24 protein-coding genes, 1 other RNA gene and 1 riboswitch are annotated in these 24,786 nt (G+C 53.3%); of the genes, 14 read left to right on the plus strand and 11 right to left on the minus strand.

Annotation, left to right across the window (positions count from 1 at the left end; genetic code table 11):
• The first annotated feature begins 265 nt into the window (after nucleotides 1-265).
• From glnA to MT343_RS00530, 3 genes are all read left to right on the plus strand, one after another.
• Nucleotides 266-1,672, plus strand: a complete 1,407-nt coding sequence (gene glnA, locus MT343_RS00520; protein ID WP_145467136.1) for a glutamate--ammonia ligase — start codon at nucleotides 266-268, stop codon at nucleotides 1,670-1,672.
• Nucleotides 1,673-1,840: 168 nt separating this feature from the next.
• Nucleotides 1,841-2,812, plus strand: coding sequence for an alpha/beta hydrolase (locus tag MT343_RS00525; RefSeq protein ID WP_186435805.1), 972 nt, complete (start codon nucleotides 1,841-1,843; stop codon nucleotides 2,810-2,812).
• A gap of 101 nt (nucleotides 2,813-2,913) precedes the next feature.
• Nucleotides 2,914-3,384 carry an ester cyclase gene (locus tag MT343_RS00530; RefSeq protein ID WP_186435804.1) on the plus strand — a complete coding sequence of 157 codons (471 nt, stop codon included), beginning with the start codon at nucleotides 2,914-2,916 and terminating at the stop codon, nucleotides 3,382-3,384.
• 1 nt (nucleotide 3,385) lies between these two features.
• Here MT343_RS00530 and MT343_RS00535 read toward each other — a convergent pair whose 3' ends face one another.
• Nucleotides 3,386-3,664, minus strand: a complete 279-nt coding sequence (locus MT343_RS00535; RefSeq protein ID WP_145467130.1) for a CDGSH iron-sulfur domain-containing protein — start codon at nucleotides 3,662-3,664, stop codon at nucleotides 3,386-3,388.
• Nucleotides 3,657-4,136: an EVE domain-containing protein gene (locus tag MT343_RS00540; protein WP_145467128.1), complete on the minus strand. Its 480-nt coding sequence runs from the start codon at nucleotides 4,134-4,136 to the stop codon at nucleotides 3,657-3,659. Before MT343_RS00540 ends, MT343_RS00535 begins: the two co-directional genes overlap by 8 nt.
• 144 nt (nucleotides 4,137-4,280) lie before the next feature.
• On the opposite strand from MT343_RS00540, the gene MT343_RS19510 reads away from it, so the two are divergent.
• Nucleotides 4,281-4,406, plus strand: a complete 126-nt coding sequence (locus tag MT343_RS19510) for a hypothetical protein (protein ID WP_255449004.1) — start codon at nucleotides 4,281-4,283, stop codon at nucleotides 4,404-4,406.
• A gap of 16 nt (nucleotides 4,407-4,422) precedes the next feature.
• Here MT343_RS19510 and MT343_RS00545 read toward each other — a convergent pair whose 3' ends face one another.
• The 4 genes from MT343_RS00545 to MT343_RS00560 all read right to left on the minus strand — a co-directional run bounded on the left by MT343_RS00545 (nucleotide 4,423) and on the right by MT343_RS00560 (nucleotide 5,805).
• On the minus strand, nucleotides 4,423-5,016 hold the full coding sequence (locus tag MT343_RS00545; protein WP_145467126.1) for a 5-formyltetrahydrofolate cyclo-ligase: 594 nt from the start codon (nucleotides 5,014-5,016) through the stop codon (nucleotides 4,423-4,425).
• A 24-nt stretch (nucleotides 5,017-5,040) separates the two neighbouring features.
• Nucleotides 5,041-5,220: non-coding RNA, 6S RNA (gene ssrS, locus MT343_RS00550), on the minus strand.
• A gap of 65 nt (nucleotides 5,221-5,285) precedes the next feature.
• Nucleotides 5,286-5,600 (minus strand): cell division protein ZapA, encoded by a 315-nt coding sequence (locus MT343_RS00555; RefSeq protein ID WP_145467124.1) that lies wholly within the window; start codon nucleotides 5,598-5,600, stop codon nucleotides 5,286-5,288.
• A complete protein-coding gene (locus tag MT343_RS00560; RefSeq protein ID WP_186435802.1) occupies nucleotides 5,593-5,805 on the minus strand; it encodes a TIGR02449 family protein in 213 nt (70 codons plus the stop codon). The genes MT343_RS00555 and MT343_RS00560 overlap by 8 nt, the downstream gene beginning before the upstream one ends.
• Nucleotides 5,806-5,974: 169 nt before the next feature.
• Between MT343_RS00560 and MT343_RS00565 the strand changes: the two genes are divergently transcribed.
• Genes MT343_RS00565 through MT343_RS00580 form a run of 4 tightly spaced genes read left to right on the plus strand, consistent with a single transcriptional unit; the run spans nucleotide 5,975 to nucleotide 10,331 of the window.
• Nucleotides 5,975-6,526, plus strand: a complete 552-nt coding sequence (locus MT343_RS00565) for a UPF0149 family protein (RefSeq protein WP_186435801.1) — start codon at nucleotides 5,975-5,977, stop codon at nucleotides 6,524-6,526.
• A 24-nt stretch (nucleotides 6,527-6,550) separates the two neighbouring features.
• Nucleotides 6,551-7,864 carry a Xaa-Pro aminopeptidase gene (pepP, locus tag MT343_RS00570; protein ID WP_222428495.1) on the plus strand — a complete coding sequence of 438 codons (1,314 nt, stop codon included), beginning with the start codon at nucleotides 6,551-6,553 and terminating at the stop codon, nucleotides 7,862-7,864.
• 8 nt (nucleotides 7,865-7,872) lie between these two features.
• Entirely contained in the window at nucleotides 7,873-9,126 is a 1,254-nt protein-coding gene (ubiH, locus tag MT343_RS00575; protein ID WP_145467116.1) for a 2-octaprenyl-6-methoxyphenyl hydroxylase, read from the plus strand.
• On the plus strand, nucleotides 9,123-10,331 hold the full coding sequence (locus tag MT343_RS00580; protein WP_145467114.1) for a UbiH/UbiF/VisC/COQ6 family ubiquinone biosynthesis hydroxylase: 1,209 nt from the start codon (nucleotides 9,123-9,125) through the stop codon (nucleotides 10,329-10,331). The genes ubiH and MT343_RS00580 overlap by 4 nt, the downstream gene beginning before the upstream one ends.
• A gap of 68 nt (nucleotides 10,332-10,399) precedes the next feature.
• On the opposite strand, the gene htpX is transcribed toward MT343_RS00580, so the two are convergent.
• On the minus strand, nucleotides 10,400-11,287 hold the full coding sequence (htpX, locus tag MT343_RS00585) for a protease HtpX (RefSeq protein ID WP_145467112.1): 888 nt from the start codon (nucleotides 11,285-11,287) through the stop codon (nucleotides 10,400-10,402).
• A gap of 261 nt (nucleotides 11,288-11,548) precedes the next feature.
• Between htpX and MT343_RS00590 the strand changes: the two genes are divergently transcribed.
• From MT343_RS00590 to MT343_RS00610, 5 genes are all read left to right on the plus strand, one after another.
• A complete protein-coding gene (locus MT343_RS00590; protein ID WP_145467110.1) occupies nucleotides 11,549-13,195 on the plus strand; it encodes a hypothetical protein in 1,647 nt (548 codons plus the stop codon).
• 77 nt (nucleotides 13,196-13,272) lie between these two features.
• Nucleotides 13,273-13,400: riboswitch (TPP riboswitch) on the plus strand.
• Nucleotides 13,401-13,501: 101 nt separating this feature from the next.
• Nucleotides 13,502-15,589 carry a TonB-dependent receptor gene (locus MT343_RS00595; protein ID WP_145467108.1) on the plus strand — a complete coding sequence of 696 codons (2,088 nt, stop codon included), beginning with the start codon at nucleotides 13,502-13,504 and terminating at the stop codon, nucleotides 15,587-15,589.
• 104 nt (nucleotides 15,590-15,693) lie between these two features.
• Nucleotides 15,694-15,960 (plus strand): YkoF family thiamine/hydroxymethylpyrimidine-binding protein, encoded by a 267-nt coding sequence (locus MT343_RS00600; protein ID WP_145467106.1) that lies wholly within the window; start codon nucleotides 15,694-15,696, stop codon nucleotides 15,958-15,960.
• Between the two features lie 26 nt (nucleotides 15,961-15,986).
• A complete protein-coding gene (gene pnuC / locus MT343_RS00605) occupies nucleotides 15,987-16,688 on the plus strand; it encodes a nicotinamide riboside transporter PnuC (RefSeq protein WP_145467104.1) in 702 nt (233 codons plus the stop codon).
• 19 nt (nucleotides 16,689-16,707) lie between these two features.
• Nucleotides 16,708-17,565: a choline/ethanolamine kinase family protein gene (locus tag MT343_RS00610; RefSeq protein WP_145467102.1), complete on the plus strand. Its 858-nt coding sequence runs from the start codon at nucleotides 16,708-16,710 to the stop codon at nucleotides 17,563-17,565.
• Between the two features lie 44 nt (nucleotides 17,566-17,609).
• Here the strand turns inward: MT343_RS00610 and MT343_RS00615 are convergent, their stop codons facing one another.
• Both MT343_RS00615 and MT343_RS00620 read right to left on the minus strand, forming a co-directional pair.
• Nucleotides 17,610-19,268, minus strand: a complete 1,659-nt coding sequence (locus tag MT343_RS00615) for an acetolactate synthase large subunit (protein WP_145467100.1) — start codon at nucleotides 19,266-19,268, stop codon at nucleotides 17,610-17,612.
• Nucleotides 19,269-19,296: 28 nt separating this feature from the next.
• Entirely contained in the window at nucleotides 19,297-20,913 is a 1,617-nt protein-coding gene (locus MT343_RS00620) for an FAD-dependent oxidoreductase (protein WP_145467099.1), read from the minus strand.
• A gap of 577 nt (nucleotides 20,914-21,490) precedes the next feature.
• Here MT343_RS00620 and MT343_RS00625 point away from each other — a divergent pair.
• A complete protein-coding gene (locus tag MT343_RS00625) occupies nucleotides 21,491-23,341 on the plus strand; it encodes a hypothetical protein (protein WP_145467097.1) in 1,851 nt (616 codons plus the stop codon).
• Between the two features lie 5 nt (nucleotides 23,342-23,346).
• On the opposite strand, the gene MT343_RS00630 is transcribed toward MT343_RS00625, so the two are convergent.
• Nucleotides 23,347-24,291, minus strand: a complete 945-nt coding sequence (locus MT343_RS00630) for a homoserine kinase (RefSeq protein ID WP_145467095.1) — start codon at nucleotides 24,289-24,291, stop codon at nucleotides 23,347-23,349.
• A gap of 139 nt (nucleotides 24,292-24,430) precedes the next feature.
• Nucleotides 24,431-24,715: a DUF2782 domain-containing protein gene (locus tag MT343_RS00635; protein ID WP_145467093.1), complete on the minus strand. Its 285-nt coding sequence runs from the start codon at nucleotides 24,713-24,715 to the stop codon at nucleotides 24,431-24,433.
• Nucleotides 24,716-24,786 lie beyond the last annotated feature (71 nt).

Genomic DNA, 24,786 nt, shown 5'->3' on the forward strand with positions numbered 1-24,786 from the left:
ATGTACTGCGGTGTTCAAGTGAACCTATAATGTGCAGGCTTGTACTGGCTAGCGTATTCACCTCACGCCATCGCGCTAAAATGGTGCATTTGGTTCAGGTTGTGATTTATTTTGGTGCAGTGAGTGCCTGTTTGTTGTTTTGCAGCCCTGATTTCATGCGGGCTACGCCATAAGATAAAATGGCACACTACTTGCTCCAATACTGAGCATGGCAAGCCGGGGCTAAACCCCGTATCAAGTTGAACCAGCATCTGGAGACAGTGAGATGTCAGAGAACACTCTGAATTTAATCAAAGAAAACGATGTAAAGTGGGTTGATCTGCGCTTTACCGATTTCAAAGGCAAAGAACAGCACGTTACTATTCCTGCGCGTTATGTAGACGAAGATTTCTTCGAAACCGGACAGATGTTCGACGGTTCTTCTATTGCTGGCTGGAAAGGCATTAACGAATCCGACATGATCCTGCGTCCGGATGACAGCACCAGCTTCCTGGACCCATTCACCGAAGACGCCACTCTGGTTCTGCGTTGCGACATCATCGAGCCTGCCACTATGCAGGGCTACGACCGCGACCCACGTTCTGTTGCACTGCGCGCTGAAGAGTACCTGAAGTCTACTGGTCTGGGTGATACTGCATTCTTCGGTCCAGAGCCAGAATTCTTCATGTTTGACGATGTTCGCTGGGGCTCTGACATGTCCGGCAGCTTCTGCAAAATCAACTCTTCCGAAGCAGCCTGGAACACTGAGACTGTGATGGAAGGCGGCAACCTGGGTCACCGTCCACGCGTTAAAGGCGGTTACTTCCCGGTTCCTCCGGTAGACAGCCACCACGATATCCGTGCGGCCATGTGTAACACTCTGGAAGCTATCGGTCTGGACGTTGAAGTTCACCACCACGAAGTGGCGAACGCCGGTCAGAACGAAATCGGTGTTAAGTTCAACACTCTGGTTAAGAAAGCTGACGAAGTGCAGATGCTGAAATACGTTATCCATAACGTTGCAGCAGCTTACGGCAAAACCGCTACTTTCATGCCTAAGCCAATCTGTGGTGATAACGGTTCCGGTATGCACGTTCACATGTCTTACTGGAAAGACGGCGTAAACCAGTTCGCTGGTGATGGCTATGCCGGCCTGTCTGAAACTGCCCTGTTCTACATCGGCGGTATCATCAAGCACGCTAAGTCCCTGAACGCGTTCACCAACCCAGGTACTAACTCTTACAAGCGTCTGATCCCAGGCTTCGAAGCTCCGGTAATGCTGGCTTACTCTGCCCGTAACCGTTCTGCTTCTATCCGTATTCCTTACGTTGCGTCTCCAAAAGGCAAGCGTATCGAAGCGCGTTTCCCGGATCCGATTGCTAACCCATACTTGGCTTTCGCAGCTCTGCTGATGGCTGGTCTGGACGGCGTTAAGAACAAGATCCACCCTGGCGATGCAGCTGACAAAGATCTGTACGATCTGCCAGCTGAAGAAGCAGCCAAGATTCCACAGGTTTGTGGCTCTCTGCGTGAAGCTCTGGACAGCCTGAAAGCTGACCACGAGTACCTGACTGCAGGCGGCGTATTCAGCAAGGATATGATCGAAGCTTACATCGACCTGAAGATGGAAGAAGTTTACCGCGTCGAGCACACCACTCACCCGGTTGAATACGATATGTACTACAGCGTGTAATACGCTTTAGCCAGATCGTAAAAAGGGCTCTTCGGAGCCCTTTTTTATTGCTGTTTTTCTGCTGGTTAAGCTGTTGCTGCGGCTTATTTAGTCTTTAACGGCAAGGGTGGCTAGGCATCGTTGCTGTCAGCGCCTAGTATGTCGGTGTTATTTTCCGGAGTGCTGAATGTGAGTCTGAGCTGGAGTAAGAACGGTCTGGTTTCTGCCCTTAAACCGATGGACTGGCAGTTTCGTGAGCCGGCCTCTGGTGCGCAAATGGATGCTTATCTGCAGATGTACCGGCTGGACTTTCCAGAGCTGAGTGGCGTGCGTCACTTTGCCGGGCTGATACAGGCGGCTGATTACCAGATAGCTGTGCAGGTATGGCGTCCACAGAACCCGCGCGGTACTGCCATCGTTGTTCATGGGTACTACGACCATGTTGGCCTGTACGGTTCGCTGATTGGCTTTTGCCTGCAGCAGGGGCTGAATGTGGTGACGTTCGATCTGCCCGGGCACGGACTTTCCAGCGGCGAGAGCGCATCCATCGGCAGTTTCCAGGAATACGACGAAGTGTTTAGCCTGATTCTGCAGCGTACCCGTGGCGGCCTTGGCGGCCCGTTGTATGTCTTCGGTCAGAGTACCGGTGGCGCCATCATTATTAATTATCTGCTCAAGCGCCAGCTGACCAAAGCGCAATCCCCCTTTGCCGGCATTACCCTGATGGCTCCTCTGGTACGCCCGAAAGGCTGGTACAGAGGACGTTTGGTGCATACCTTTGTCAGCCTGTTTCTGCGTCAGGTACGGCGCAAGTTTAATCCCAATTCGGCAGATACCGATTTTCTGCGCTTTATCGCTGAGGAGGACCCGTTGCAGCCACATCACCTCAGTGTGCGTTGGGTCGGAGCCCTGAAGCAATGGATACCCTATATTGAAGCATTACCCGCTTCTGAACTGGCGGTAACCATCGTGCAGGGTGATAACGATAATACCGTCGCCTGGCGTCATAATCTGAAACTGCTGGCGCAGAAGTTTCCCCGTCAGCGTCTGATGATGTTGCCCGGTGGTCAGCACCATCTGGTGAATGAGTCACCGCAGCACAGAGAGCAGATCTATCGTCAGCTGGCGGAATGGTTACTGTCCGATTCCAACCCGGTCTGATTTCCAACTTTTGCCATATTGACCCGAATTGTCCTAAGAGTATAACTATCCGCTGCGTAGTATCGCGCAAAAGGCCAATGGCTGTGATTCAGCAGGCAAGGATGTCTGCACTGCAGGAGAATGACATGGACGCGCGTCTGGATAGTAATAAAAAGCTGGTACACAATTTTGTTGAGCTGACCTGGAATCAGGGGCGCTTTAATCTGGCGCGTTCGCTGGTTGCCCGCGACTTCACCTACTATGCGAGCATGGTGAATATGCCGCTGGGTCTGGATGGTATGGAGACCCTGATTCAGACTATCCGCAACTCGATGGAAGACTTTTCCATCGGGGTTGAAGAGGTGGTGTGTGAAGGCAATCTGGTGGTTACCCAATCGACCTTCAGTGGCACGCTTGTGCGCCCGCTGATGGGCTTTGAGCCTGTGGATAAGGTCATTGCCCTGCATGCGGCCACCTTCTGGCAGGTGCGCCACGGTATGATTCAGTCGGGCAACTCTTTGCTCGACACCGCAGACCTGTTTCATCAGGTGCGTAAAATCATGGCACCCAATGCCGCGGCTGCGGCGTTCTGAGCTATTTACGGAAGTGGCTGAGTAAGTCCTGAGCCATTTCCCTGATTGCCTCCCGGATACTCATTTTATTGCGCGGATTATGACTGCCATCGCAGTAGGGCATGGCCTCACTGCGTCCGCAGCTGCACAACCACACCAGTTGCTTCTGATCGCTGTGCAGGTTCAGCGACCGGGGGCAATTGTCGGCGGCAAAGGGTGCGCTGCTGCAGCGTCCGCACTGGCAAATCTGATAGCTCTGGTCTGCATTCAGGGTGACCACATGGGGCGTTATTTCATTCATGGAAATGTCCGTTGTCGGCGGCCAGATGCAGAATATGCGACCATTCTTCAGCGCTTACCGGCTGAACGGAAAGGCGAGAACGGTTGAGCAGAGCCATTTCCTGCAGCGCACTGTCTTTGCGCATATCTTTCAGCGTAATGGGGTGTTTGAGTGCGCGCAGGGCTTCGACTTCGATGGTGATCCAGCGCGGATTGGCCGCATCGGATTTTGCATCAAAATAATCGGAGGCCGGATCAAACTGTGACGGATCGGCAAGTCCGGTGCGGGTAACGCGGCACACGCCGATAATTGCAGGCTCTTTACAGCTGGAATGGTAAAAAAACGCCAGATCTGAGACCTGGATCTCATCCCGCAGTATGTTCCGCGCTTGATAATTGCGCACGCCGTCCCATACTGTGCGCCTGCCTGGTGCAGCCTCAAGATGATAATAACTAAAAACGTCCGGCTCAGATTTCAGTAACCAGTGATTCATATTTTCTGACTATAAAGTGGTCCGAGTATTGCTCTCGCGAGAGGTGCCATTAACAAGCATCAGGCTGAGCGTGCAAGGGCAGCGTAGCATTCAATGATCACAGGTTCTAATCCGTAATACGGAATGCAGTAGGAACAAACAGTAATGAAAAAACCCGATATTCTGATTCTTCTCAGCGTGATTGTACTGTTAGGTGCAGCGGTGACTGGTATGACCAGCGAGGTTAAGCGTCCGGCGTCACTGATGACGATGGAAAACAGCATTCGCTGAACAGAGCACGTCGGAATTATTCAGCGTGAGCCTGAAAACGATGCAGCCCTGCATCGGTGGCAATGGCTGTCAGCGGGATATCCCAGTCTTCAGCGGGTAGTGCCGCTGTCTTTTGTAATTCATAGGCACAGCCAATCAGCCGGGGTTTGTTTCCGGGCTGGCGGCTGAAGGCCAGTGTGCGGTCGTAAAAGCCGCCACCCATTCCCAACCGGTTGCCACTCTCATCGAAGGCGACCAATGGCATACAGATCAGATTGATAAAACGTGCCGGCATCGCCCGGTGGCTGGCAAAGTCTGGCTCGCTGATACCAAAACGGTTTTTGATCATGCGGCTCTGGCGGTTAAAGGGCAGAAAGCTCAGGTGTCCTTTACGCAGCGGGTGCAGCACCGGCAGGTAGAGAGTTTTGCCGCGGCGCTGTAAGTCGCGGATAAAGACCGAGGTATCAATCTCGCCATCATTGGTTAAATACACGGCAACATGACGCGAATGCTGAAAGTGCGTCGACTGACGCAGAGAGTGCAGTAGCTGCTGTGCGGCCTGCTGACGTTGGCGGTGGTTAAGCGCGCGGCGTTGGCGGCGCATATGCCGGCGGAGTTCGGTTTTATTCATCGGAATTAAACGCAGAAATCGGAAGGGCTCCCCACTGTGCCGCTGTCGTAAATAAAGGCCTTGAACCCTGTGGTCCAAGGTGGCAGGCCAGACACTGAATCAGGCTTTCCGTCGGGCGGACATGCGCACATCAGCGAGTGAAACCTTCCATAAAAAAGTGCATCGGCTCAGGACTTTATCGACTGGCAAACACCCCAGGGAGCAGGCGCAGTATATCAGAGATCATTATGAAAAAATGAGGATTTTGTAATGAAAACTGCGTTACAGAATCACAGCTCCAGCTGCAGATCCTGCTCCAGAGCTTCATCAATGGCGGCGTTCATCTTGTTCAGATCGCGCTTCATCTGCAGGTTTTCGGCTTCCAGCTCACGCAACTGATGAGCGATGTTCAGTGCCGCAATAACCGCCACACGATCGGTGCCCAGCACTTTGCCGGCGGAGGAGCCGGCGTTCTTTATTTCGGACATTTTCTCGTTGAGATAACGCGCCGCATCGCGCAGTTTTTCTTCTGCGCCATCGGGACAGTTGATGCGGTACTCACGGTCGAGAATCAGTAATTCCAGGGTTTTGGATGGGTTAGCCACTATTGCGCTCCAGCGTTTGCAGACGGGTAATCATTTCATTGACCTTGCGACGGGCAATTTCGTTCTGCTGCATCAGTTTTGCACGCTCGGCCTGCCAGCTCGCTTCCGCAGCGCGCATGGCTTTATTCTGCTCGCGCAGTTCCTGGTGCACGGTCAGCAGTTTTTCGATCTTACGCTGCAGGCTCTGGAGTTCAGGATTTTGCATTGCCATCATAGTGGTTAGTGAGAACAGGCTAACTATAAGAGGCCGCTGGCGGCGGGGTCAATCGACGGAAGGCGGCTTTGCTGCTTTATTCCCTTCCGCTTCCGGCATTTGCGGATTCTTTCGCGGCAGCAATGATAGAATGACCGCTTTCCCTCCCGTTGAGGACGTTATGACGATCGAATTTTCCGCAGCCGCTGATCTGTGGCTGGAATCACGCTGCTACCAGACTCCATCCGCCCTGCATGGCTGGCTGACCGGCTATCTTGCTTCCGGTGCGCGGCTGAAAGCGGCCGACTGGTTACTGGAAGCGCAGGAATATCTGGAGCTGGAAGAAACTCCGGAAGCACCGCTGCAGGCGTTTCTGCAGACTTTTTACGATGACGTGCTGCTTGGCCTGAGCGGCGAGTCGATGGAATTCAGTGTGCTGCTGCCAGCCGATGAAGATGCCGATATCGACGAGCAGGTTGAATGCCTGGCACAGTGGAGCAAAGGCTTCCTCGATGGCTTTGGTGCTTCGGGCCAGATTCAGGGCAAAGTGCCGGAAGACGTGCTGGAAGTACTGCAGGATCTGGATGCCTTCTCGCAGGCCTCACTGGATGATCCGCAGGACCCGCAGAACGAAATGCTGTATCTGGAACTGGCTGAGCATGCCCGTGTTGCCGCGCTGACCGTCTTTTACGGCATGAACAAAACCGCTCCTGCCCCTAAAACCCTGCACTGATCTCTACGCATTGACGAGGTGATGATGAAACTCGATGTCCGCGAATACGCCAAACGCCGCCGTCAGCTGATGGAGCTGATGAGCCCGAACAGTATTGCCATTCTGCCATCAGCGCCGGTCACGGTGCGTAACCGCGATGTGGAGCATCCCTTCCGTCAGGACAGTGACTTCTATTACCTGTCCGGCTTTGCCGAAGAGCATGCCGTATTGGTGCTGATTCCCGGCCGGGAACACGGTGAGTACGTGTTGTTCTGTCAGGAAAAAATCAAAGAGCAGGAAATCTGGACCGGCCGCCGTGTCGGCCCGGAAGCAGCACCTGAAGTGCTGGGCTGTGATGATGCTTTCCCGATCAGCGATATCGACGACATCCTGCCCGGCCTGATCGAAGGTAAAGACCGCATCTACGCCAGTCTGGGTGTCAGCCCGAACTTTGATAACCAGCTGATGCAGTGGGTTAACCATATCAAAACTCAGGTGCGTAACGGTGCCACGCCGCCGCACGAGTTCAGTGCGCTGGATCATTTATTACACGATCAGCGTCTGATTAAATCCCCTGCAGAAATTAAGGTTATGCAGAAGGCCGCCGACATCAGCGCCGAAGCGCACACCCGTGCCATGCAGATGGTCAAGCCGGGCATGTTCGAGTTTGAGCTGGAAGCCGAGATTATGCGCACCTTTATGGCCGCGGGCAGCCGCTGGCCGGCGTATCCGTCGATTGTGGGTGCCGGTGATAATGCCTGCATTCTGCATTACACCCACAACAATATGGCGATTAAAGACGGCGACCTGATTCTGATCGATGCCGGTTGTGAGCTGGACTACTACGCCGCCGATATTACCCGCACCTTCCCGGCTAACGGTAAATTCAGCGCCGAGCAGAAGGCGATGTATCAGCTGGTGCTGGATGCGCAGTATGCCGCGATTGAGCAGATCAAAGCCGGTAATCACTGGAATCAGCCGCACGAAGCGGCGGTGCGGGTGCTGGTCGAAGGACTGGTACAGCATGGCCTGCTCAGCGGCGATGTCGACGAGCTGATTGAGAATCAGGAATACCGCCAGTTCTACATGCATAAAACCGGTCACTGGCTGGGCATGGATGTACACGATGTCGGCGAATACCGCATCGGTGGTGAGTGGCGCATTCTCGAAGAAGGCATGGTGATGACCGTTGAGCCGGGGCTGTATATCTCGCCGGACGATGAAACGGTGGACGCCAAATGGCGCGGCATCGGCATCCGCATCGAAGACGATGTGGTGGTGACCAAAAGCGGCTGCAAAGTCCTGACCGCTGCCGTTGTTAAAGAGATTGATGATATTGAAGCCCTGATGGCGGGCTGAGGAACAGCATGAGCAAGCACATCCCGCAGTCTGACATTGTGGTACTGGGCGCCGGCATGGTCGGCGCCAGTCTGGTGCATCTGTTAAAACCGGCGCTGGCGCGCGGGATGAGCCTGACCTTAATCGACCGTCAGGCGCTGAACTGGGATGGTGATATTGCCAGCCGTCCGCCCAGCTTTGATGGCCGGGCAACGGCGTTGTCCTACGGAACACAACAGATTCTCAGTCAGCTGGGTGTGTGGGATCTGATGGCTGGGCGCGCCTGTGCTATCGAGCATATTCAGGTCTCCGATCAGGGCCGCTTTGGCCAGACCCAGCTGCACGCCAGTGAACAGAATACTGAGGCTCTGGGTTATATCGTTGAAAACGCCGTGATTGGTCAGGGCCTTTTAAGTGGACTGGAACAGCCGGGCGTCAGTATTAAAGCCCCGGCCCAGGTGCAGGGCGTACAGATGAACGCTGACGGCGCGCTGCTGACCTTCGATAACGGCGAACAACTGCAGACCAGTCTGCTGGTGCTGGCCGATGGTGCGCGTTCGGCGCTGGCGCAGCAGCTGGGTATTCAGCATGAGCGTCGTTCTTATGGCACCCATGCGCTGGTGACTCAGGTTGAAGTCGACCGTGAGCATAGTCACTGGGCGTATGAGCGCTTCAGTGAAGACGGCCCGATTGCCTTTCTGCCGCTGAATAAAAAAGACTTCGCGGTGGTGTGGACGCTGGCCGACGACCAGATCGAACAGGTCAAAGCCTTACCCGAAGCCGAATTCCTTGCCCGTCTGCAGCAACAGATCGGATATCGTCTGGGACGTTTAATGCGTGTCGGCGAACGCGCCAGCTACCCGCTGGCACTGGTGCAGAGTAAAGAACAGGTGCGGCGCTCGCTGGTATTGCTCGGCAACGCGGCGCACAGTCTGCATCCGGTGGCCGGACAGGGCTTTAACCTCGCACTGCGTGATGCCGCCGTACTGGCCGAATACCTCAACCGCGCCTGGCAGCAGAATCAGCCGCTGGGCGATCTGGCGTTATTACAGGCTTACGAGCAACAGCAGCAGGCTGACCAGCGCAACACCATCATGGCCAGCGATCTGCTGCCACGCCTGTTTGGTTCAAAACTGCCGGGTATGGCGCTGCTGCGCGATGCTGGCCTGCTCGGCATGTCGGCCCTGCCAACTGCGCGCAAACTCTTTACCCGTCATGCCATGGGTTTAGGGCAACGGGCAGCGAAGCTTCCGGCCACGCCGCTTTCAGGAGAATCTGCATGAACTATGACGTAGTGATTGTCGGCGCCGGACTGGTGGGTCAGGCGATTGCCAGCGCGCTGGTGCAGGGTGCACAGCAAAAGCCTTTGCGTATTGCCCTGATTGATCCGGCGTTCCGCACACAGGCTCCGGCCAGTGGCAGCGAACTGGCTGATTATGATCTGCGCGTATCAGCGTTAACCGCCAAAACCCAGGCTTTCTTAACCCGTCTGGGCGCCTGGCAGAAGATTCCGCCGCAGCGTCTCAGTCCTTACACCGGCATGCACGTCTGGGATGCTGAAGGCACAGGTTCTGTGACCTTCGATGCCGCCGATCTGCATGCTCCCTGTCTGGGTCATATTGTCGAAAACCGGCAAACGCTGTGGGCGATCCAGCAGTGCCTGCAGGAAACGCAGGGTGTCGATGTGCTGACGCAGAAAGTTCGCTACCTCGATAATCGTGACGCCGAAGGTTACACCCCGGTGGTTTTGGAAAACGATGACAGGCTGCTGGCCAGACTGGTGATTGGTGCCGATGGTGCGCTGTCACGGGTGCGTCAGTGGGCTGGTCTGCCGACCACCGAGTGGGATTATGGCCATCACGCCATTGTTGCCACAGTACGGCTTGAACACCCGCTGCAGGCGACCGCCTGGCAGCGCTTCCGTCCTGAAGGGCCACTGGCATTGCTGCCGCTGCCGGGTGATGAGCATCTGGCGTCCATCGTCTGGTCAACTTCTCCGGCGGAAGCCGATGCGGTACTGGCGATGGATGAAGCCGGTTTTAACGCTGCGCTGACCCAGGCGTTTGAAGGGCGTTTGGGGCAGGTGCTGGCCAGCTCGGCCAAGGCCCGCTTCCCGCTGCGTCAGCGCCATGCCCGGGATTACTGGTGTGAAGGCGTGGTGCTGGCCGGTGATGCCGCGCATACCATTCACCCGCTGGCCGGACAGGGTGTGAACCTGGGCTTTAAAGATGCTGAAACCCTGGCGGAAGAAATTCTGCGCGCGCACAGCAAAGGGTTGGATCTTGGTGGTGAGCTGGTGCTCAGCCGTTATCAGCGCCGCCGTCAGGCCGACAACCTCAGCACCATGGCGGCGATGGAAGGCTTTAAGCAGCTGTTCGCCGCCGATCAGCCATTGCTGCGTTTATTACGTAACGAAGGGATGCGTCTGTTCGACAAACTGTTGCCGGTTAAACAGCACGTGATGATGAAAGCGATGGGGCTGGATTGATCGAGTTAGCCGGATAAAAAACGAGCCCCAATTGAGGCTCGTTTTCGTTGGTACGTCAGCAGGCAGAATTAACGACCGTACTGCTCACGCAGCGCCTGGATACGACGTTCCAGCGGCGGGTGAGTGGAGAACAGGGCAGACATCTTACCTTCACCACCGATACCAAAGGCCACCAGTTCACCGTTCAGTTCACTTGGCTGATCGTAGGTTTGCTGCAGGGCAGCCAGCGCGCTGATCATCGCGGCCGGGCTGACCAGCTCGGCACCGGCCTGGTCGGCACGGAATTCACGGCGACGGCTGAACCAGGCAACAATGGTCGAAGCCAGAATGCCCAGTACGATCTCGGCGATAAAGGTCGTTACATAGAACGCGATGCCCGGACCGTCTTCATTCTTGAATACCGCACGGTCGACGAAGTTACCGATAATACGGGCGAAGAACATCACAAAGGCGTTCACCACGCCCTGAATCAGGGTCAGGGTAATCATATCGCCGTTGGCAACGTGACCGATTTCGTGGCCCAGTACGGCTTTGATCTGCTCTTTATCCATACGCTGCAGCAGGCCGGTCGATACCGCGACCAGGGCATTGTTACGGTTCCAGCCGGTGGCGAAGGCGTTAGGCGCTGCCGAACCGAAGATACCCACTTCCGGCATACCGATACCGGCTTTGTCAGCCAGTTCTTTAACGGTGCTCAGCAGCCACTGTTCACCGGCATTCTGTGGCTGATCGATGATCTGCACACCCATGCTGCGTTTTGCCATCCACTTGGACAGCAGCAGCGAGATCACCGAGCCGACCATACCGAACACCAGACAGAACACCAGCAGGTTGCCGAGGTTCAGGCCATTGCCGCTGCGTTCCAGATAACTGCCCACGCCGAGCAGTGACAGGGTAACGCTCGCCACCAGTACAACGGCTAAGTTGGTGGCCAGAAACAGAATTATGCGCAACATGTGCGACTCCTTTAAGGGTTGTTCTCAGTTGTCCGCAGGCGCTCAACAGAACAGATTTGAGCACGGATTTATGACAGCAAGAATGGTGATTTTTCCGCAGTTTTCAAGCGGGATTATTGTCAGGAAGGGTAATTATGGCGGCTATTCCTTTGCACTGTTATTAAAAGCACTGCGCTTAAGTGATAGTTGTCTTAATTAATGCTGTGGCTGGCCGATAAATGATCAATCTATTACTCATCATCACGGGTCAGGGATCAGACCATGGCAATTACACCACGCATCAGCGAAGTTGGCAGTTTCCAGTTTATCAGGCCGGGCCGGAACAGCGATGAGCCGCTGACGGATCAGCTGGCGCGTACCCCAGATAGCAGCCTGAAAGCGGCGACAAACAGCCCGTTACAACACTCGTCGTCAGCCGATGATGGAACCTACCGTGAACCGGTCAACCGTACTCTGTGGCAAAGCGATCAGTCCTGGACCCGTTTTGCCGGCTCACTGAACGATACCGAAGTAATTAATGGCGTGAGCCCTGAGGGGCGGGAGCAGCTGGTATCTGCCTCCGACTCTCTGAACATCCCCAAGAATTTTCGTCCCGGAGCTGTGCTGACCGATCTGCTGGAGCGCGGCGTATCACAGTTCAGCAGTACCAGTGGACGTTACGCTTATGCCGACGATGGCGTGCGGTCAGCGCTGACGGAAGTCGGTAGTGTCCGTCTGAAATACGGTTATCAGGAGGAAACATTCAGCCTGAAACTGACCACTCATTCGGGGAAGCAATTAACGCTGAATCTGACTCATCAGAGCGGCTGGGGTCAGAACGACGATGGTCGGGCACTGGAAGTGGATCAGTGGCTGGTGGACTTCAGCCTGGATGAATCGCTGAGCAAGGAAGAGCAGGAAGAAGCGTTGCAGCTGGCCTCATCACTGGATAAGCTGGCGCGGCGTTATCTGGCCAATGGCATGCTGGATCTGGAGAATCTGGGGCTGGATAAACTGCAGCAATTCTCGGCGGTATCACTCGACCTTAAAGGCGCTGGTAGTGAGAGCAGCGATCTGCTGCGCATTGAATACCGCAACGATGATGAGCAGCGCAGCCTGAATGTGCTGCTGCATAAAGACAAACTGAAGCTGGATCTGAGCAAAGCCGGTTGGGCACAGTTGGGCACGGAAGCACAGCGGCAGGACAGCCTGAAAGAATATCTGACGCTGATCGAACAGAGCGGTGAACGCGGCAATGCCGATAAACAGCAGCTGGACTTAATGCTCGATGCCTTCGCCCTGCTGCATAAACCGGAGCAGCATCCGCAGGATCTGGCGCGCGCAGAACAGGAGCAGCCAGCGCAAACGCCAACCGGAATCGACGTGGGTTTTGCCCGCAGCGGACTTACGGCGCTGAGTGGCCTGGCAGATTTCAGCTTTTCATTTCAGGCGCAGGTCAGCAAACCCAACCCTGATGCACAGCGCAATAATGAAAAGATCAGCTTTGGGCTTAATTTCGCGCAGGATACCAGAGGCGAAACCGGTGATGCCGGCAGCCTCGCCGTAGAGCAAACCCAGGCGTATCAGTTTAAGGCCAGCTTTTATGAGCCTTTGCCCTGGCTGGAGCTGGTGGATTTCAGCAAGCAGAACTATCAGTACATTGAGACCGAAGCCCGTGCCACCGAGGTAACCAGCCTGCGCTACGAAGATTTCACCCTGCAGCATGCTTCGCAGCAAAGTCAGAATGAATGGCACGAGCGGCGACGAACCTACGTGCTGGGCAGCCTCGACAGTGATGTCAGTGAAGGCGATAAAAATCAGGACATAACCGACTTTACCGAAGCCGCGATTCTGGCTGAGCGCGAACAGCAACAGCAGTTGCTGGATGATCTGCTCGGCAGCCGCATACCGCAGCCGTGGCAGCGCTGACATCTTCGCGCAGAAGTGGTTACTCCGTATTAGCCCAAAGCCGCCATTGGTTCCCTGGCGTGAATCCCTTATGATGCCCCTGTCCCAGGGGGTGGCCCGATTGTCTGAATCCGGCCTGAGATGCCATAGGTTTACCTGTGTAAACGGCAAACCCCTAGAACCTGATCCGGTTAGTACCGGCGTAGGAATGGGGGTGAGTACGCACTGTTCAGCGCGGCTCGCATCACAACCGGGAGGTTGGCGTTAAACGCAACCGGCCCCTACGCACTACCCGGGTCTTTCTTGTATTTTGAGGAATGACCCTGAATGAAAAAAACACCGCTTTCCCTGTTGGTTTTACTGGCACCACTGACCCCGCTGTCGGCCTTGGAGGCACTGGCGACTGATGACGTTACCCTCAGCACGCAAACCGTGCAGGCCGATTTCCGTAAAACCGATGTGCAGCAGATTCCCGAAGCCGTCACCTTAGTTGGCAGCGAACAGATTGAAGCCCGTTCGGCGCAGCATCTGGAACAGATTTTAAGTTTTGCTCCCAACGTTAATTTCGCCTCGGGAGCATCTCGTGGCCGCTATTACCAGATCCGTGGTATTGGCGAGCGCAGCCAGTTTGTCGATCCGGTGAATCCGTCTGTGGGCCTGGTTATCGACGGTATTGATATGACCGGTTTAGGTGCTGCCGCAACCCTGTTTGATGTGCAGCAGGTGGAAATTCTGCGCGGCCCGCAGGGCACCCGTTTTGGTGCTAACGCACTGGCCGGCATGATCAATATCCGCAGTAATGACCCGACGCAAAACAGCGAAGGTTATATCAGTGCCAAAGCCGGCAATTATGACAGCTACGGATTGGGTGGTGCTGTTTCCGGTAGTCTGACGGATGATCTACAAGGTCGCCTTGCAGTGCATACCTACCAGTCCGATGGCTACATGGATAACACTTATCTTAAGCGCGATGATACGAATAATGTCGATGAAGTTATTGCCCGGGGTAAGCTGGCATTCGAACTGAGTGATGATACTACGTTGGGAATGACCTATCTCTATGCGGATATCGATAACGGGTATGACGCTTTCAGTCTTGATAATACCCGCACAACTTATTCTGATGATCCGGGTGTTGATACTCAGGATACCAATGCTCTGGCGTTGTCTCTCGACAGTCGAATCAGCAGTGCCTTAACACTGCAATCTGAGCTGACCTATAGCCAATCTGATGTTGAATATTCGTATGATGAAGACTGGTCCTATGTGGGTATTGCTCCCGGCTGGGAATACAGTGGATTTGATCAGTACCTGCGTGATTATAATCGTAGCTCAGCAGACGTTCGTTTGCTGTCCGGGCCCGAAGGGCGGATTTTTTCAGGTACCACCGACTGGGTTGCAGGTATCTATGCTATGCAGCGTGGGGAGGACCTGATCCGCAACTACACCAGTGATGCTCAATTTACCAGCGAGCTGACGTCGGCTTCCGTTGCTGGATACGGTGAATTGTCTGCCGATCTGAATACGAATCTGCGTTTGATTTCCGGTATGCGTATTGAAAATTGGAAAAACGATTTTAAAGACAATCGCGGCATTAAAGAAAATACCGATGAAACGCTGGTAGGTGGTCGCATTACACTGGAAGCAATGGTCAGCAATGATCATCTCGTCTATGCCACTTTGGCACGTGGATACAAAGCAGGCGGTGTGAACAGTGAGCCGGTTTTGGATGATTCTTTACGTGTATTTAAAGCCGAGATCAATAACAGCATTGAACTCGGGGTGAAGTCTTCACTCCTTGATAACAGTCTTCAAACCCGTGTGGCTGCATTTTATATTGATCGTAAAAACCAGCAGATTAAAAACTCCTTCAGCTACATGGATGGGGGTGTTCCCAAGTTCAAAGACTATATTGGTAACACCAACGAAGGTAAAAATTACGGCATCGAAATTGAATCTGACTGGAATATCACTGAACGCCTGAACTGGGCTCTGAGCTGGGGCTATTTGATTACTGAAATTGGTGAGTACACGTATGAGTCGAAATATTACGGCATTTATGTGCAGGACGGTCGCCAGCAGGCTCATGCCCCACAATACAATGTTGCTTCTGCGCTGACGTATGCACTGACAGATGTGCTGTCGGTTCGAGTTGAAAGCGAAGCGAAAGATTCTTTCTATTTCTCAGACAGTCATAACCTTCATTCACAAGCCTATGTGCTCTGGCATGCCCGTGTTGCCTACGTGAAACCAGTCTATGAAATTTCTGTATATGGAAGAAACCTGACAGGCGTCAATTATGAAACCCGTGGTTTTGGTTTTGCCAATGATCCGCGTGATGAATACACAGCATTCGGTCACGTCCAGTATGGCGATCCAATGACGTATGGTATTGAGGCTAAGTACTCATTCTGATTTAAGTGTTGTGCGATGCGTCCCCTGCAATAAAGCGTAGGGGGCGCCTTATACGTTTGAGCGGCATAAAGTGCCTGATGCACTTATCACGTAGGAGAATAACGATGGAAATATCAGTAGAAATCAGCAAATACCCTCTGGCCGATGATTATATTCCGGCGATTAAATCGTTTATCGACCGTCTGAATCAGGTTGAAGGGTTAACCATCGTGACCAATACCATGAGCACTCAAGTATTCGGTGACTATGATCTGGTGATGGATACCTTAAAAGAAGAAATGCGCCTGAGCTGGGAGCAGTTCGGCAAGAGTATTTTTGTCTGCAAATTTATCGGTACCAATCTCGATCCGGCACTTAATCCACACGGCTGAACACCGACTGTAAGCAGGAATACATAATGGCGGATATCTGGAGCAATATCGAACAGGCGGCGCAGGCCATGAGCGGCTGGGAACTGGTTGCTGTTATTCTGGGTATTGCCTATTTAGTGCTGGCCATGAAGCAGAGCATCTGGTGCTGGTACGCGGCCTTTGGCAGTACGGCAATTTTTATCGGGTTGTTCTGGAATGTCAGCCTGCTGATGGAATCGGCGCTGAATGTGTATTACCTGATTATGGCGGTCTATGGCTGGTGGCTGTGGCGCACGAATAAGAGGGCAGATAATAAAAGTGAGAATTCACAGGCTCCGGCTGCTGAGTTACCAATACAGTCCTGGGGGCTAAAACAGCATCTGCTGGCGATTGGCAGTGTGATTGTTCTGAGTTGTATCAGCGGTTATCTGCTCAGCGAAAATACCTCGGCGGTATTGCCTTATCTTGATTCATTCACCACCTGGGGTGCGGTGATTACCACCTGGATGGTGGCGAAGAAAGTACTGGAAAACTGGCTCTACTGGATCGTTGTCGACAGTGTTGCCATCTTTCTATATATCGACCGTGAGCTGTATTTAACGGCGCTGCTGATGGCGGTGTACGTGGTGCTGGTAATTATTGGCTGGTTTAACTGGTTGCCACAATTTAAGGCACAACTTAAAGCACAACAGAATCGCGATGATAATACTGTGCTGACCACGCCGTCGGCGTGGAAAGTAGCCGAATAACAACAATAAGGCGATACCTATGCTGCAGCAGATTTTAGACGACTGGCCACACTGGCAATTGTGCAGCGAAGCGCCAACGCTGGATAATATCAGTCCATTACCCGGTGGACTGACCAATCATTGTTATCTGCTGCGTTTGCCGGAAGGTGATTATGTGTTGCGGGTAGAAGGGCGGAATTCCAGAGCGCTGGATATTAACCGCGCAGCCGAGCTGCAGATACATCATCTGGTGGCGGCACAGGGGCTGACGCCGACCATTCGCTTCCGTTCACCAGGCGGCCATTACTGGATTCGCGATTATGTGCCGGGCACGCCATTAACCAATCCGCAGTTGGATCTGCCACTGTTGTTAATCATGGCGCAGCAATTACAACAACTGCATCAGTTGTACCCGCCTGCCGAAATACCAAAGCTCAGCATCAGTGAAAAAGCCGGCCATTACTGGGACACTATTACTGCACATTTTGCCGTTATGGATCGTATGACTGCGGCAGCCGAAGAATTACTGGCGCTGCGTGGCCCGCTGCAAAGCCTGTTGAGCGGCGCCCCCGATAATCAACGCTGTCTGTGCCATATGGACCCGACCGCCCCCAACTGGATACAGACAGCTGAGAACAAACTGGTATTACTTGACTGGGAATACGCCGCTATCGGTCATCCGTTATGGGATCTGGCTGCTTTATTACAGGGCGTGGATTTATCGGCCGATGATGAACAGACCCTGCTGCAGGCCTATGGTTTAAAACATTATCGTGGCTGGGAATTTGCCAAAACACAGATGAGCTATCTGGCCGCACTCTGGTACCGGGCGCAGGGACTGTGGAGTGATCGGGAATTAATTGCTTATTTAAATGGCCTTAAGGCGCTGGCTGAGTAATTAACGAATTAAACCCGGCAAAGGCCGGGTTTAATTTTGGCTGCTTACGGTGCAATTTTACGCTTCAGTGCGCGGGTAACCGACAGCGGCAGATTCGGCAATGAGCGTAACACCCAGGGTAAAATCTTACGCTTCACACCGTTCAGGGCCTCCGGCACCATCGCTTCAATCAGGTGCGGGCCGGGATGAGCCTGTGCATATTCCAGCGCCTTGAGCAGATCTTCGGTTGTACTCACCTGTACCGCATGTACCCCCATTCCCTGAGCCAGCTGAGCGAAGTTCAGTACCGGGCCGGTAAGGTCAAGTTGCGCTTTCGCTTTAGGGCCGATTTCTTCCGCGCCAACTCGTTCCAGTTCGATATTCAGTACCGAATAGGAAGCGTTGTTGAAAATAATAGAGGTCACGTTCAGTTGCTCGCGCGCCATGGTCCACAACGATTGAATGGTGTACATGGCGGTACCGTCACCGATCAGGGCAATGACCGGGCGGTCGGGGCAGGCAATCGCAGCGCCAATGGCGTTCGGCAGCCCCTGGCCGATAGCACCGCCGGTTAGGGTGATCATATCGTGGCGCGGGCAGCCGCTGGTCATGGCGTTGAGCATCAGCCCGGAGGTGTTGGATTCATCGACGATGATGGCGTTTTCCGGCAACAAATGACCAACGGCTTTACATACTTTCTCAGCAGTCAGACGACCACGTGGGCGAGCGGGGCGCTGCGCTGCCTGTAATGCAGGAGCGTTGTTTCCGGCCCCCAGCGCAGTGGCCAGTTTTTCCAGACTGGCGACGGCATCCTGTTCCGGACTGGCCAGTGTGTGTACCTGACAGCCCTCGGGAGCCAGATAACTTTGCTTGCCCGGATAGGCAAAGAATGAAACCGGCGCTTTGGAATCGACCACAATCAGATGCTCAATATCCGCCAGCTGCACTCCAGCCAGTTCAGCCAGATAGGCGATGCGCTCCACAGCCGGCAGGCCGGCGCCGCGTTCGATGCGGGTTGGGAAGGTTTCGGCCAGCAGACGTACACCGCTGTGGGCGGCAATTTTAGCCGCAGCGAGCAGTGCCGGTTCGCGTAGAGCCTGACCGCCAAGCAGGAACGCCGTTTTACCACCGGAGCGGATGGCGTTGCTGATAGCGCCGACGGTGGCATCGTCGGCGCAGGGGGCAACGGTTGGTGGCAGTGGTGCTGCTGGTATACCACCGTCGCCCCAGGATACATCGGCCGGCAGAATCAGGGTTGCAACCTGACGCGGAACGTTTCTGGCGGCGGCGACGGCCTCTGCTGCGTCATTGCACAGTTCTGCTGTGCTTTGTGAGGTGCGGACAAACCCCGGCGATACGTTGCGCGCCACGGTTTCGATATCCGACTGCAGCTGGGCATCGTATTTCACATGATAAGTCGCGTGGTCGCCGACGATATTTACCACCGGTACTTTGCCTTTACGGGCGTTATGCAGGTTGGCCAGACCATTACCCAGGCCGCAACCCAGGTGCAGCAGAGTGGCGGCTGGTTTGTCGGCCATGCGGGCGTAGCCATCGGCAGCGCCGGTGGCGACGCCTTCAAACAGCGCCAGTACGGCTTTCATTTTGGGTTCGCTGTCGAGCGCTGCAACAAAGTGCATTTCACTGGTACCCGGGTTGGTGAAGCAGACTTCGACACCGGCATCGACCAGCGTTTTCATCAGAGCTTGTGCGCCATTGGTCATAGTTATTCTCCTGGGGCGTTTCTGCCGACTATGCGTTGGCAATAATGGATTTTGCGGCTGCCCGTGCCGTCATAATGCAGCCGGGCAGAAAAGTACCTTCGAGCGAGCGTTTGCCGTTACTGCCGCCACCGCCGAAACCGGCGGCTTCTCCCACGCAATAAAGGCCGGTTACCGGTTGATTATTCTCACCCAGAACGCGGCTGGCTAAATCGGTGCGTAAACCGCCGAGGCTTTTACGTGTAACCAGTTGCATGCGGATGGCAATAAAAGGCCCGGAACCGGGTTTCTGTAAGGGGGCAGGCTTACAGGTGCGCAAACGATCGGGCCCCCATTGGCGGGCATGCAGAATGCGGCGGATCTGGTCATCATTTTCCAGTTTTTTGCCGCCAATAAAGTTTGCATCAAATTCATCAGCGGTGGCCTGCAGAATGGCGGCATCAATATCCAGTGACTGGGTCAGCGCATTCATTTTTTCCGCCAGTCCGGCGAGCGTATCGGCGACGATAAAATCGGGGCTTTCATTCGCCATTTGCTTCACCAGGCGATGATTGCCGAGCAATGTTTCGAATAAAAACCGGAGAAATTGTTTATCGCGGATGCGCTGGTTATGTTCAGCGCCGGAAATGGCAAATTCTCTGGCGGCGATACGCCAGTTAAGTAAATGCCAGGTCCAGGGTTTTTCCTGTTCTGCAACCCGCTGACATAACCAGTGGGTATCGAAACCGGTGACCAGTGGCTCTGGTCCGATACGCTTACCTTTATGGTCCAGCCAGAGCGCTGATTTACAGGGAATCGTCGATAAGCCGTGGCCGTTAAAATGCGGATAAGGATGTGCAAAACCCGCCGCGTAATTCCACATCTCACCGGCATTAACGATATGGCCGCCGAATTTAGCAGAGGCTTCCTGATGCATTTTTCCATCGGCAAAAGGATGGGCACCATTCAGCATTGTTGCCGGTATTGGCCGCTCTTTTGGCCAGTTAGCGCGGGTTTGTTCGTGACTGCCGTTTAGTCCGCCACTGGCCAGCACGACGGTATGAGCTGAAAAGGTAACGGTCTCACCGGATTCTTCATCAATGCCGGTTGCGCCACAGATGCTGTTATTACTGTCGTTGTTCAGTGCCGTGATTCTGTGGCGGTGCAGCAGTGTCAGAAGATTATTCTTATTGGCCCGCTGCAATGCTGCGCTAAGAATGCGGACCAGCTCGCGCGATGTACCATAAACAATGTGATAGCGGGGAACGCTGTTACCATCGCCATACATACCGCGCTCAACCCAATTGACCGCCGGCATGAATTTAACGCCTTCGTTTTTCAGCCAGTCGTATACTTCTGTGCAGGAATTTTCGACGTAATAATTTGCCCAGGCCAGCGAATGCTGGTCGTGCGTATTCAGTTCACCGAAGCGTATCCAGTCCCGCAGAGCGCGTTGCGGCGTATCAGGTATTCTCATCGCCGCCTGTAAGGATGTGCCTACCAGCGCCATGCCGCCAAATGCCCATAATGCCAGTCCGCCAAAACGCTCTGCTGAATCCCGGTCAACCAGAGTGACACGTTTGCCGGCGCGCAGTAATTCAAGCGCAGTAACGATACCGGCAATACCACCACCGACCACCAGTACTTCGGACGAAATATGCCTGGCCATATAACACACCTGTTCTGACGCTGAATTGATTACGTAACGATAAACCCCTGAAACTGTATTGGTATTGACCCGGGAGGACGGTGAAGTTGACTCTGGAAGCCGATCACCGGCAGACAATGACATATGGCGGATATTTAAGGCACCTCTGAATAATTCAGTGCCCGCTTCGGCTTACTGAAAACGTTCAGATCAAGGCGCCACGTTGAAGGCATAGCGGGTTACGTCAAAACGTGGCAACACCGAGCTGGATTTTTTCAGCAAGCCCCGAAGGGCGTGGGCTGCAGAGCGTTTTGACGGTGTTGTCGATTTTATAAAGGACTAGCCATTCACTGCAATCGACGCCTTGTCAAAAGCACTCTGCAGCACTCACGCGAAGCTGTGCAGAATTATTCAGAGGTGCCTTAAGCGTTAAAGTACGCCGTAATGGGTATGTTTCAGATATGCCTTAAGGGGGATGAGGTGTTGCTGTTTCCGGTCTGCCGCAGGAGTTGGGTGATGAAAAATGGGCTACTGATCTTTATGGGTATTTGCTACACTTCTGGCAACTAATAATAGTATAAATTAGTCAGGGACGATCATGAATAATCCGCTTGGGCGCAGCGTAATGCTGGTTGCCATTCTGTTTTTGTCTGCGTGTAACCTTAACGAATCAAGTCTTAAACGGACATCTGTTGGCTTCAAAATTGAAGGGCTGCATTACAGTTCGCAGTCCTACAGCGGCGAAACGGATAAAAAGGGACGCTTCTTTTATAAGCCGGGCGAAATCGTAACATTTTCGGTCGGGGCAACGGTTCTGACATCGGTGAAACCCCATGGGGGCATGACATTTTCTGATTTGTTTGGTGTGTCACTTCCTGATACACAAATGACAGTGACGGAAGCCCTTACGTCTGAAAATACCAATGGCTTCCATCGTATGGCCAATGCGATGGCATTACTGATGCTGTTGGATAATGACCAGAATACCGCCAGTGGCATCGATGTGACGGCATGGCAGGAGCCAGGGAAACTGCCTGCAATCAACCTTAATCAGGATCTGTATCCCTTCTTTTATAAAACACTAGCCAGTCTGGCGGAGCAAAAAAATCTGGTAAGAGAGCGGGTGATTGTCTCTGAGCCACTGATGTTTATTTATAAAAAAGCCAGAATTAAGGTTCCTGCTGGTATTGTTGTTTCAGACAATTATGCATACGAAAAAAGATATGAATACGATGAATTTGGACGGCTGATAAAAGTTTTTGGTAAGGATAAAAACTTCACCAATTTTGAGATGGAGTTTGATAAGCATGGAAGAATGTCAGAGTTCCTCTTCTCAAATAATTGGGAATGGCAAGAGGTGCTTTTCAGAATTACTTATGATGAGGAAGGGCTGGAAAAAAATCGGTATGAAAAACTTTCTGCTGTGATAGATAAGAATGATCCGTTGTGGGAGTCTTCGGATAAGCGTTTGGAAGCATTTTATGGCCCTTTTCAGTTAGGCACTACGATTTATACCAATCATGATAATGAACGCATTGCATACTATGATAAAAATATGGATGGTAGCCCTGAGTCGATAACATACAGGCGTCGGGGCTATGACTCAGAGGGTAATCTGACGTTAATCCGCAATAAAATTGACAGTTATGCTTATGGTATCATCGGCGGTGTGGTCGAAGATGTCCGGACTTATGATGAAAATGGTAATATCCATACACGGGTTACACCTGAAAAAATGGAGATTTACAGCCATGAATTCTATAAAAATGGAGCCATCCATTATTACTCAACATTCACTCAGGAGAACGAAAGCGATTGGCATGAAAGGATTCTGAATTACAATCCTGATGGTACTGTCCGGGGGGCGGCTTTCAGGGCAGGTAATGGCGATGCAGTAGAAAGTATTTCTTTTTCTCAATATGAATACGATGAGTCAGGGCGGACGATATTATACAGCACTGACTCTAATGGTGATGGCATTCCGGGTGCTGTCGTACACTATACATATACTGATACCCCATCGGGATTGTTAGCCGATTATGAAGCTCGTACCTATAGCGGAAGTAAGCTGAGTCTGGCATCGGTCATTACTCGTCATCATAGCTACGATGCTGCTGGTCATCCGGTATCGGTTGAGACCATAAATGATTATGACGCAGATGGCACTCCAAATTCTGTTTATAAAGTATTACGGGAGTTCGCTGCTGATGGTGCAGTTCTTAGCGAGGTGACGTTGCGCGATTATGATGGCGACGGCGTATTTAATGGGTCCCCTTACGATGATTACGAGCGCCAGCACACTACTGATGCTTTAGCTTATTTGATCGAATTCAACACGCCCCGGGAAATATTGTCACGTATACCGGGAGATAATGAACCGAATGACTATTGGTTAGCTCAGTTGCCTTATAGGTTCGGGTGGATGGTAATTCTGGGAGAATTCCCATAAGTTTATCACTGACGTCTTAGCAGTTTGTTTCTGAACTCCGCCGGATCTTTCTGCAGCGCCATTTCCCCGGCCTGTTGCTGTTGAATGCGGCGGGTTAATAAGCGGCTCAGCCAGAAGCGCAGGGCTGCGCCTCTTAACACTAAATTCCAGTTGTTTTTTTCTGCATCGTTTAATGGCCGTACGCTTTCGTAGCCGTTTAATAAGGCTTCCGTACAACCGGCTTTCCAGTCGCCGTTAATATCGCAGCACCAATCGTTGGCGATGATCGCCAGATCGTAGAGCAGCGCGCCATCGCAGGCGTTGTATAAATCGAGAATGGCGCCAACCTGGCCATCAGCGGTGAAGAGGGCGTTATCATGAAACAGGTCGCCATGAATCCAGCCCTGCGGCAGGTTCAGCCACTGGCTGCGCTGTTGTGTCTGAAAGCGCAGTTCGTCTTCAAGCAGCGTCTGTTCTTCGCGGGTTAAATCGCTGCTCAGCTCCGGGCTGATCGCAAGCCACCAGTCAAAACCACGGCTGTCACTGCGGCGGTTATGCAGCGGCAGGGCAGCCAGATGCAGTTCCGCCAGTGCGCGGCCAATGGCTGCGCAGTGTTGCGGTTGCGGATCATGGATATGTTCGCCGGGCAGACGCGGACAGATAATCGCCGGTTTGTCTTTCAGGCTGTGCAGCCATTCGCCATCACGTGCGGCCAGTGGTGCCGGAACCTGCAGTCCCTGTTGCCCCAGATGATGCGCCAGACGCACAAACTCACGCACTTCGCTGCTGTTATGGTGCTCAAACAGGGTGAGTACATACTCACTCTGCCGGCCCTGTTGCTGGCAGGTAACGAAGTAGTTGGTGTTCTCGATACCGGCGGCGATGCCTTTATATGAAACTAACGTACCCAATTCAAATCGGGCAAGAAAGGCTTCGGTGTCGCTCTGGCTCAGCGAGGTATAAACAGACATGGGAAGTATCCGGAGGTCAGCAGGCTGGTTGATTTTGGTCGTGTTGCGGGCCTGATTGCCGCTGGCGCCACAGGCGGGGCCATACTGGCATTCATGCCCGTCAGGGGTAATCGCCCGACAGGCTTAAAATATGGGCTTATTACCAGCGGAAGATAACCCATTTCGGTACGCGCATCTGCGGGTTATCTTTGCGTACAAACTCGTTGGTTTCCTGCTCGGAAGGAATCAGGTAGTAGGCCGGGCCGACTTTTGGCACAACTTTGATCTCGCTGATTTCGCCGTTAATACGGAATTCGTAATAGGTATTATCGCCATCGTTGCGGATGGTGACGGTCTCGCCGACAGGCTCGGCCGCAAGGGCGCTGCCGCTGGCCAGCAGAGCCGGAACAAACAGGATTGTCGCCAGAAGTTGCTGAATCTTCATGGTAAACTGCGCCTCAATAATGATTCTTCTGGTGGCATTGTACGCCGCCCGCCACCGAAACCCCAGCCAAG

The sequence above is a fragment of the Venatorbacter sp. C2-1 genome (assembly GCF_022832715.1).
Taxonomy (GTDB): domain Bacteria; phylum Pseudomonadota; class Gammaproteobacteria; order Pseudomonadales; family Oceanobacteraceae; genus Venatoribacter; species Venatoribacter alkanivorans.

Excerpts from the sequence above, each read along its gene's own strand:
- glnA (WP_145467136.1), top strand. The coding sequence starts at position 266 with ATGTCAGAGAACACTCTGAATTTAATCAAAGAAAACGATGTAAAGTGG.
- MT343_RS00530 (WP_186435804.1), top strand. The coding sequence starts at position 2,914 with ATGTCTGCACTGCAGGAGAATGACATGGACGCGCGTCTGGATAGTAAT.
- MT343_RS00535 (WP_145467130.1), bottom strand. The coding sequence starts at position 3,664 with ATGAATGAAATAACGCCCCATGTGGTCACCCTGAATGCAGACCAGAGC.
- MT343_RS00540 (WP_145467128.1), bottom strand. The coding sequence starts at position 4,136 with ATGAATCACTGGTTACTGAAATCTGAGCCGGACGTTTTTAGTTATTAT.
- MT343_RS19510 (WP_255449004.1), top strand. The coding sequence starts at position 4,281 with ATGAAAAAACCCGATATTCTGATTCTTCTCAGCGTGATTGTACTGTTA.
- MT343_RS00545 (WP_145467126.1), bottom strand. The coding sequence starts at position 5,016 with ATGAATAAAACCGAACTCCGCCGGCATATGCGCCGCCAACGCCGCGCG.
- MT343_RS00560 (WP_186435802.1), bottom strand. The coding sequence starts at position 5,805 with ATGCAAAATCCTGAACTCCAGAGCCTGCAGCGTAAGATCGAAAAACTG.
- MT343_RS00565 (WP_186435801.1), top strand. The coding sequence starts at position 5,975 with ATGACGATCGAATTTTCCGCAGCCGCTGATCTGTGGCTGGAATCACGC.
- pepP (WP_222428495.1), top strand. The coding sequence starts at position 6,551 with ATGAAACTCGATGTCCGCGAATACGCCAAACGCCGCCGTCAGCTGATG.
- ubiH (WP_145467116.1), top strand. The coding sequence starts at position 7,873 with ATGAGCAAGCACATCCCGCAGTCTGACATTGTGGTACTGGGCGCCGGC.
- MT343_RS00580 (WP_145467114.1), top strand. The coding sequence starts at position 9,123 with ATGAACTATGACGTAGTGATTGTCGGCGCCGGACTGGTGGGTCAGGCG.
- htpX (WP_145467112.1), bottom strand. The coding sequence starts at position 11,287 with ATGTTGCGCATAATTCTGTTTCTGGCCACCAACTTAGCCGTTGTACTG.
- MT343_RS00590 (WP_145467110.1), top strand. The coding sequence starts at position 11,549 with ATGGCAATTACACCACGCATCAGCGAAGTTGGCAGTTTCCAGTTTATC.
- MT343_RS00595 (WP_145467108.1), top strand. The coding sequence starts at position 13,502 with ATGAAAAAAACACCGCTTTCCCTGTTGGTTTTACTGGCACCACTGACC.
- MT343_RS00600 (WP_145467106.1), top strand. The coding sequence starts at position 15,694 with ATGGAAATATCAGTAGAAATCAGCAAATACCCTCTGGCCGATGATTAT.
- pnuC (WP_145467104.1), top strand. The coding sequence starts at position 15,987 with ATGGCGGATATCTGGAGCAATATCGAACAGGCGGCGCAGGCCATGAGC.
- MT343_RS00610 (WP_145467102.1), top strand. The coding sequence starts at position 16,708 with ATGCTGCAGCAGATTTTAGACGACTGGCCACACTGGCAATTGTGCAGC.
- MT343_RS00615 (WP_145467100.1), bottom strand. The coding sequence starts at position 19,268 with ATGACCAATGGCGCACAAGCTCTGATGAAAACGCTGGTCGATGCCGGT.
- MT343_RS00620 (WP_145467099.1), bottom strand. The coding sequence starts at position 20,913 with ATGGCCAGGCATATTTCGTCCGAAGTACTGGTGGTCGGTGGTGGTATT.
- MT343_RS00625 (WP_145467097.1), top strand. The coding sequence starts at position 21,491 with ATGAATAATCCGCTTGGGCGCAGCGTAATGCTGGTTGCCATTCTGTTT.
- MT343_RS00630 (WP_145467095.1), bottom strand. The coding sequence starts at position 24,291 with ATGTCTGTTTATACCTCGCTGAGCCAGAGCGACACCGAAGCCTTTCTT.
- MT343_RS00635 (WP_145467093.1), bottom strand. The coding sequence starts at position 24,715 with ATGAAGATTCAGCAACTTCTGGCGACAATCCTGTTTGTTCCGGCTCTG.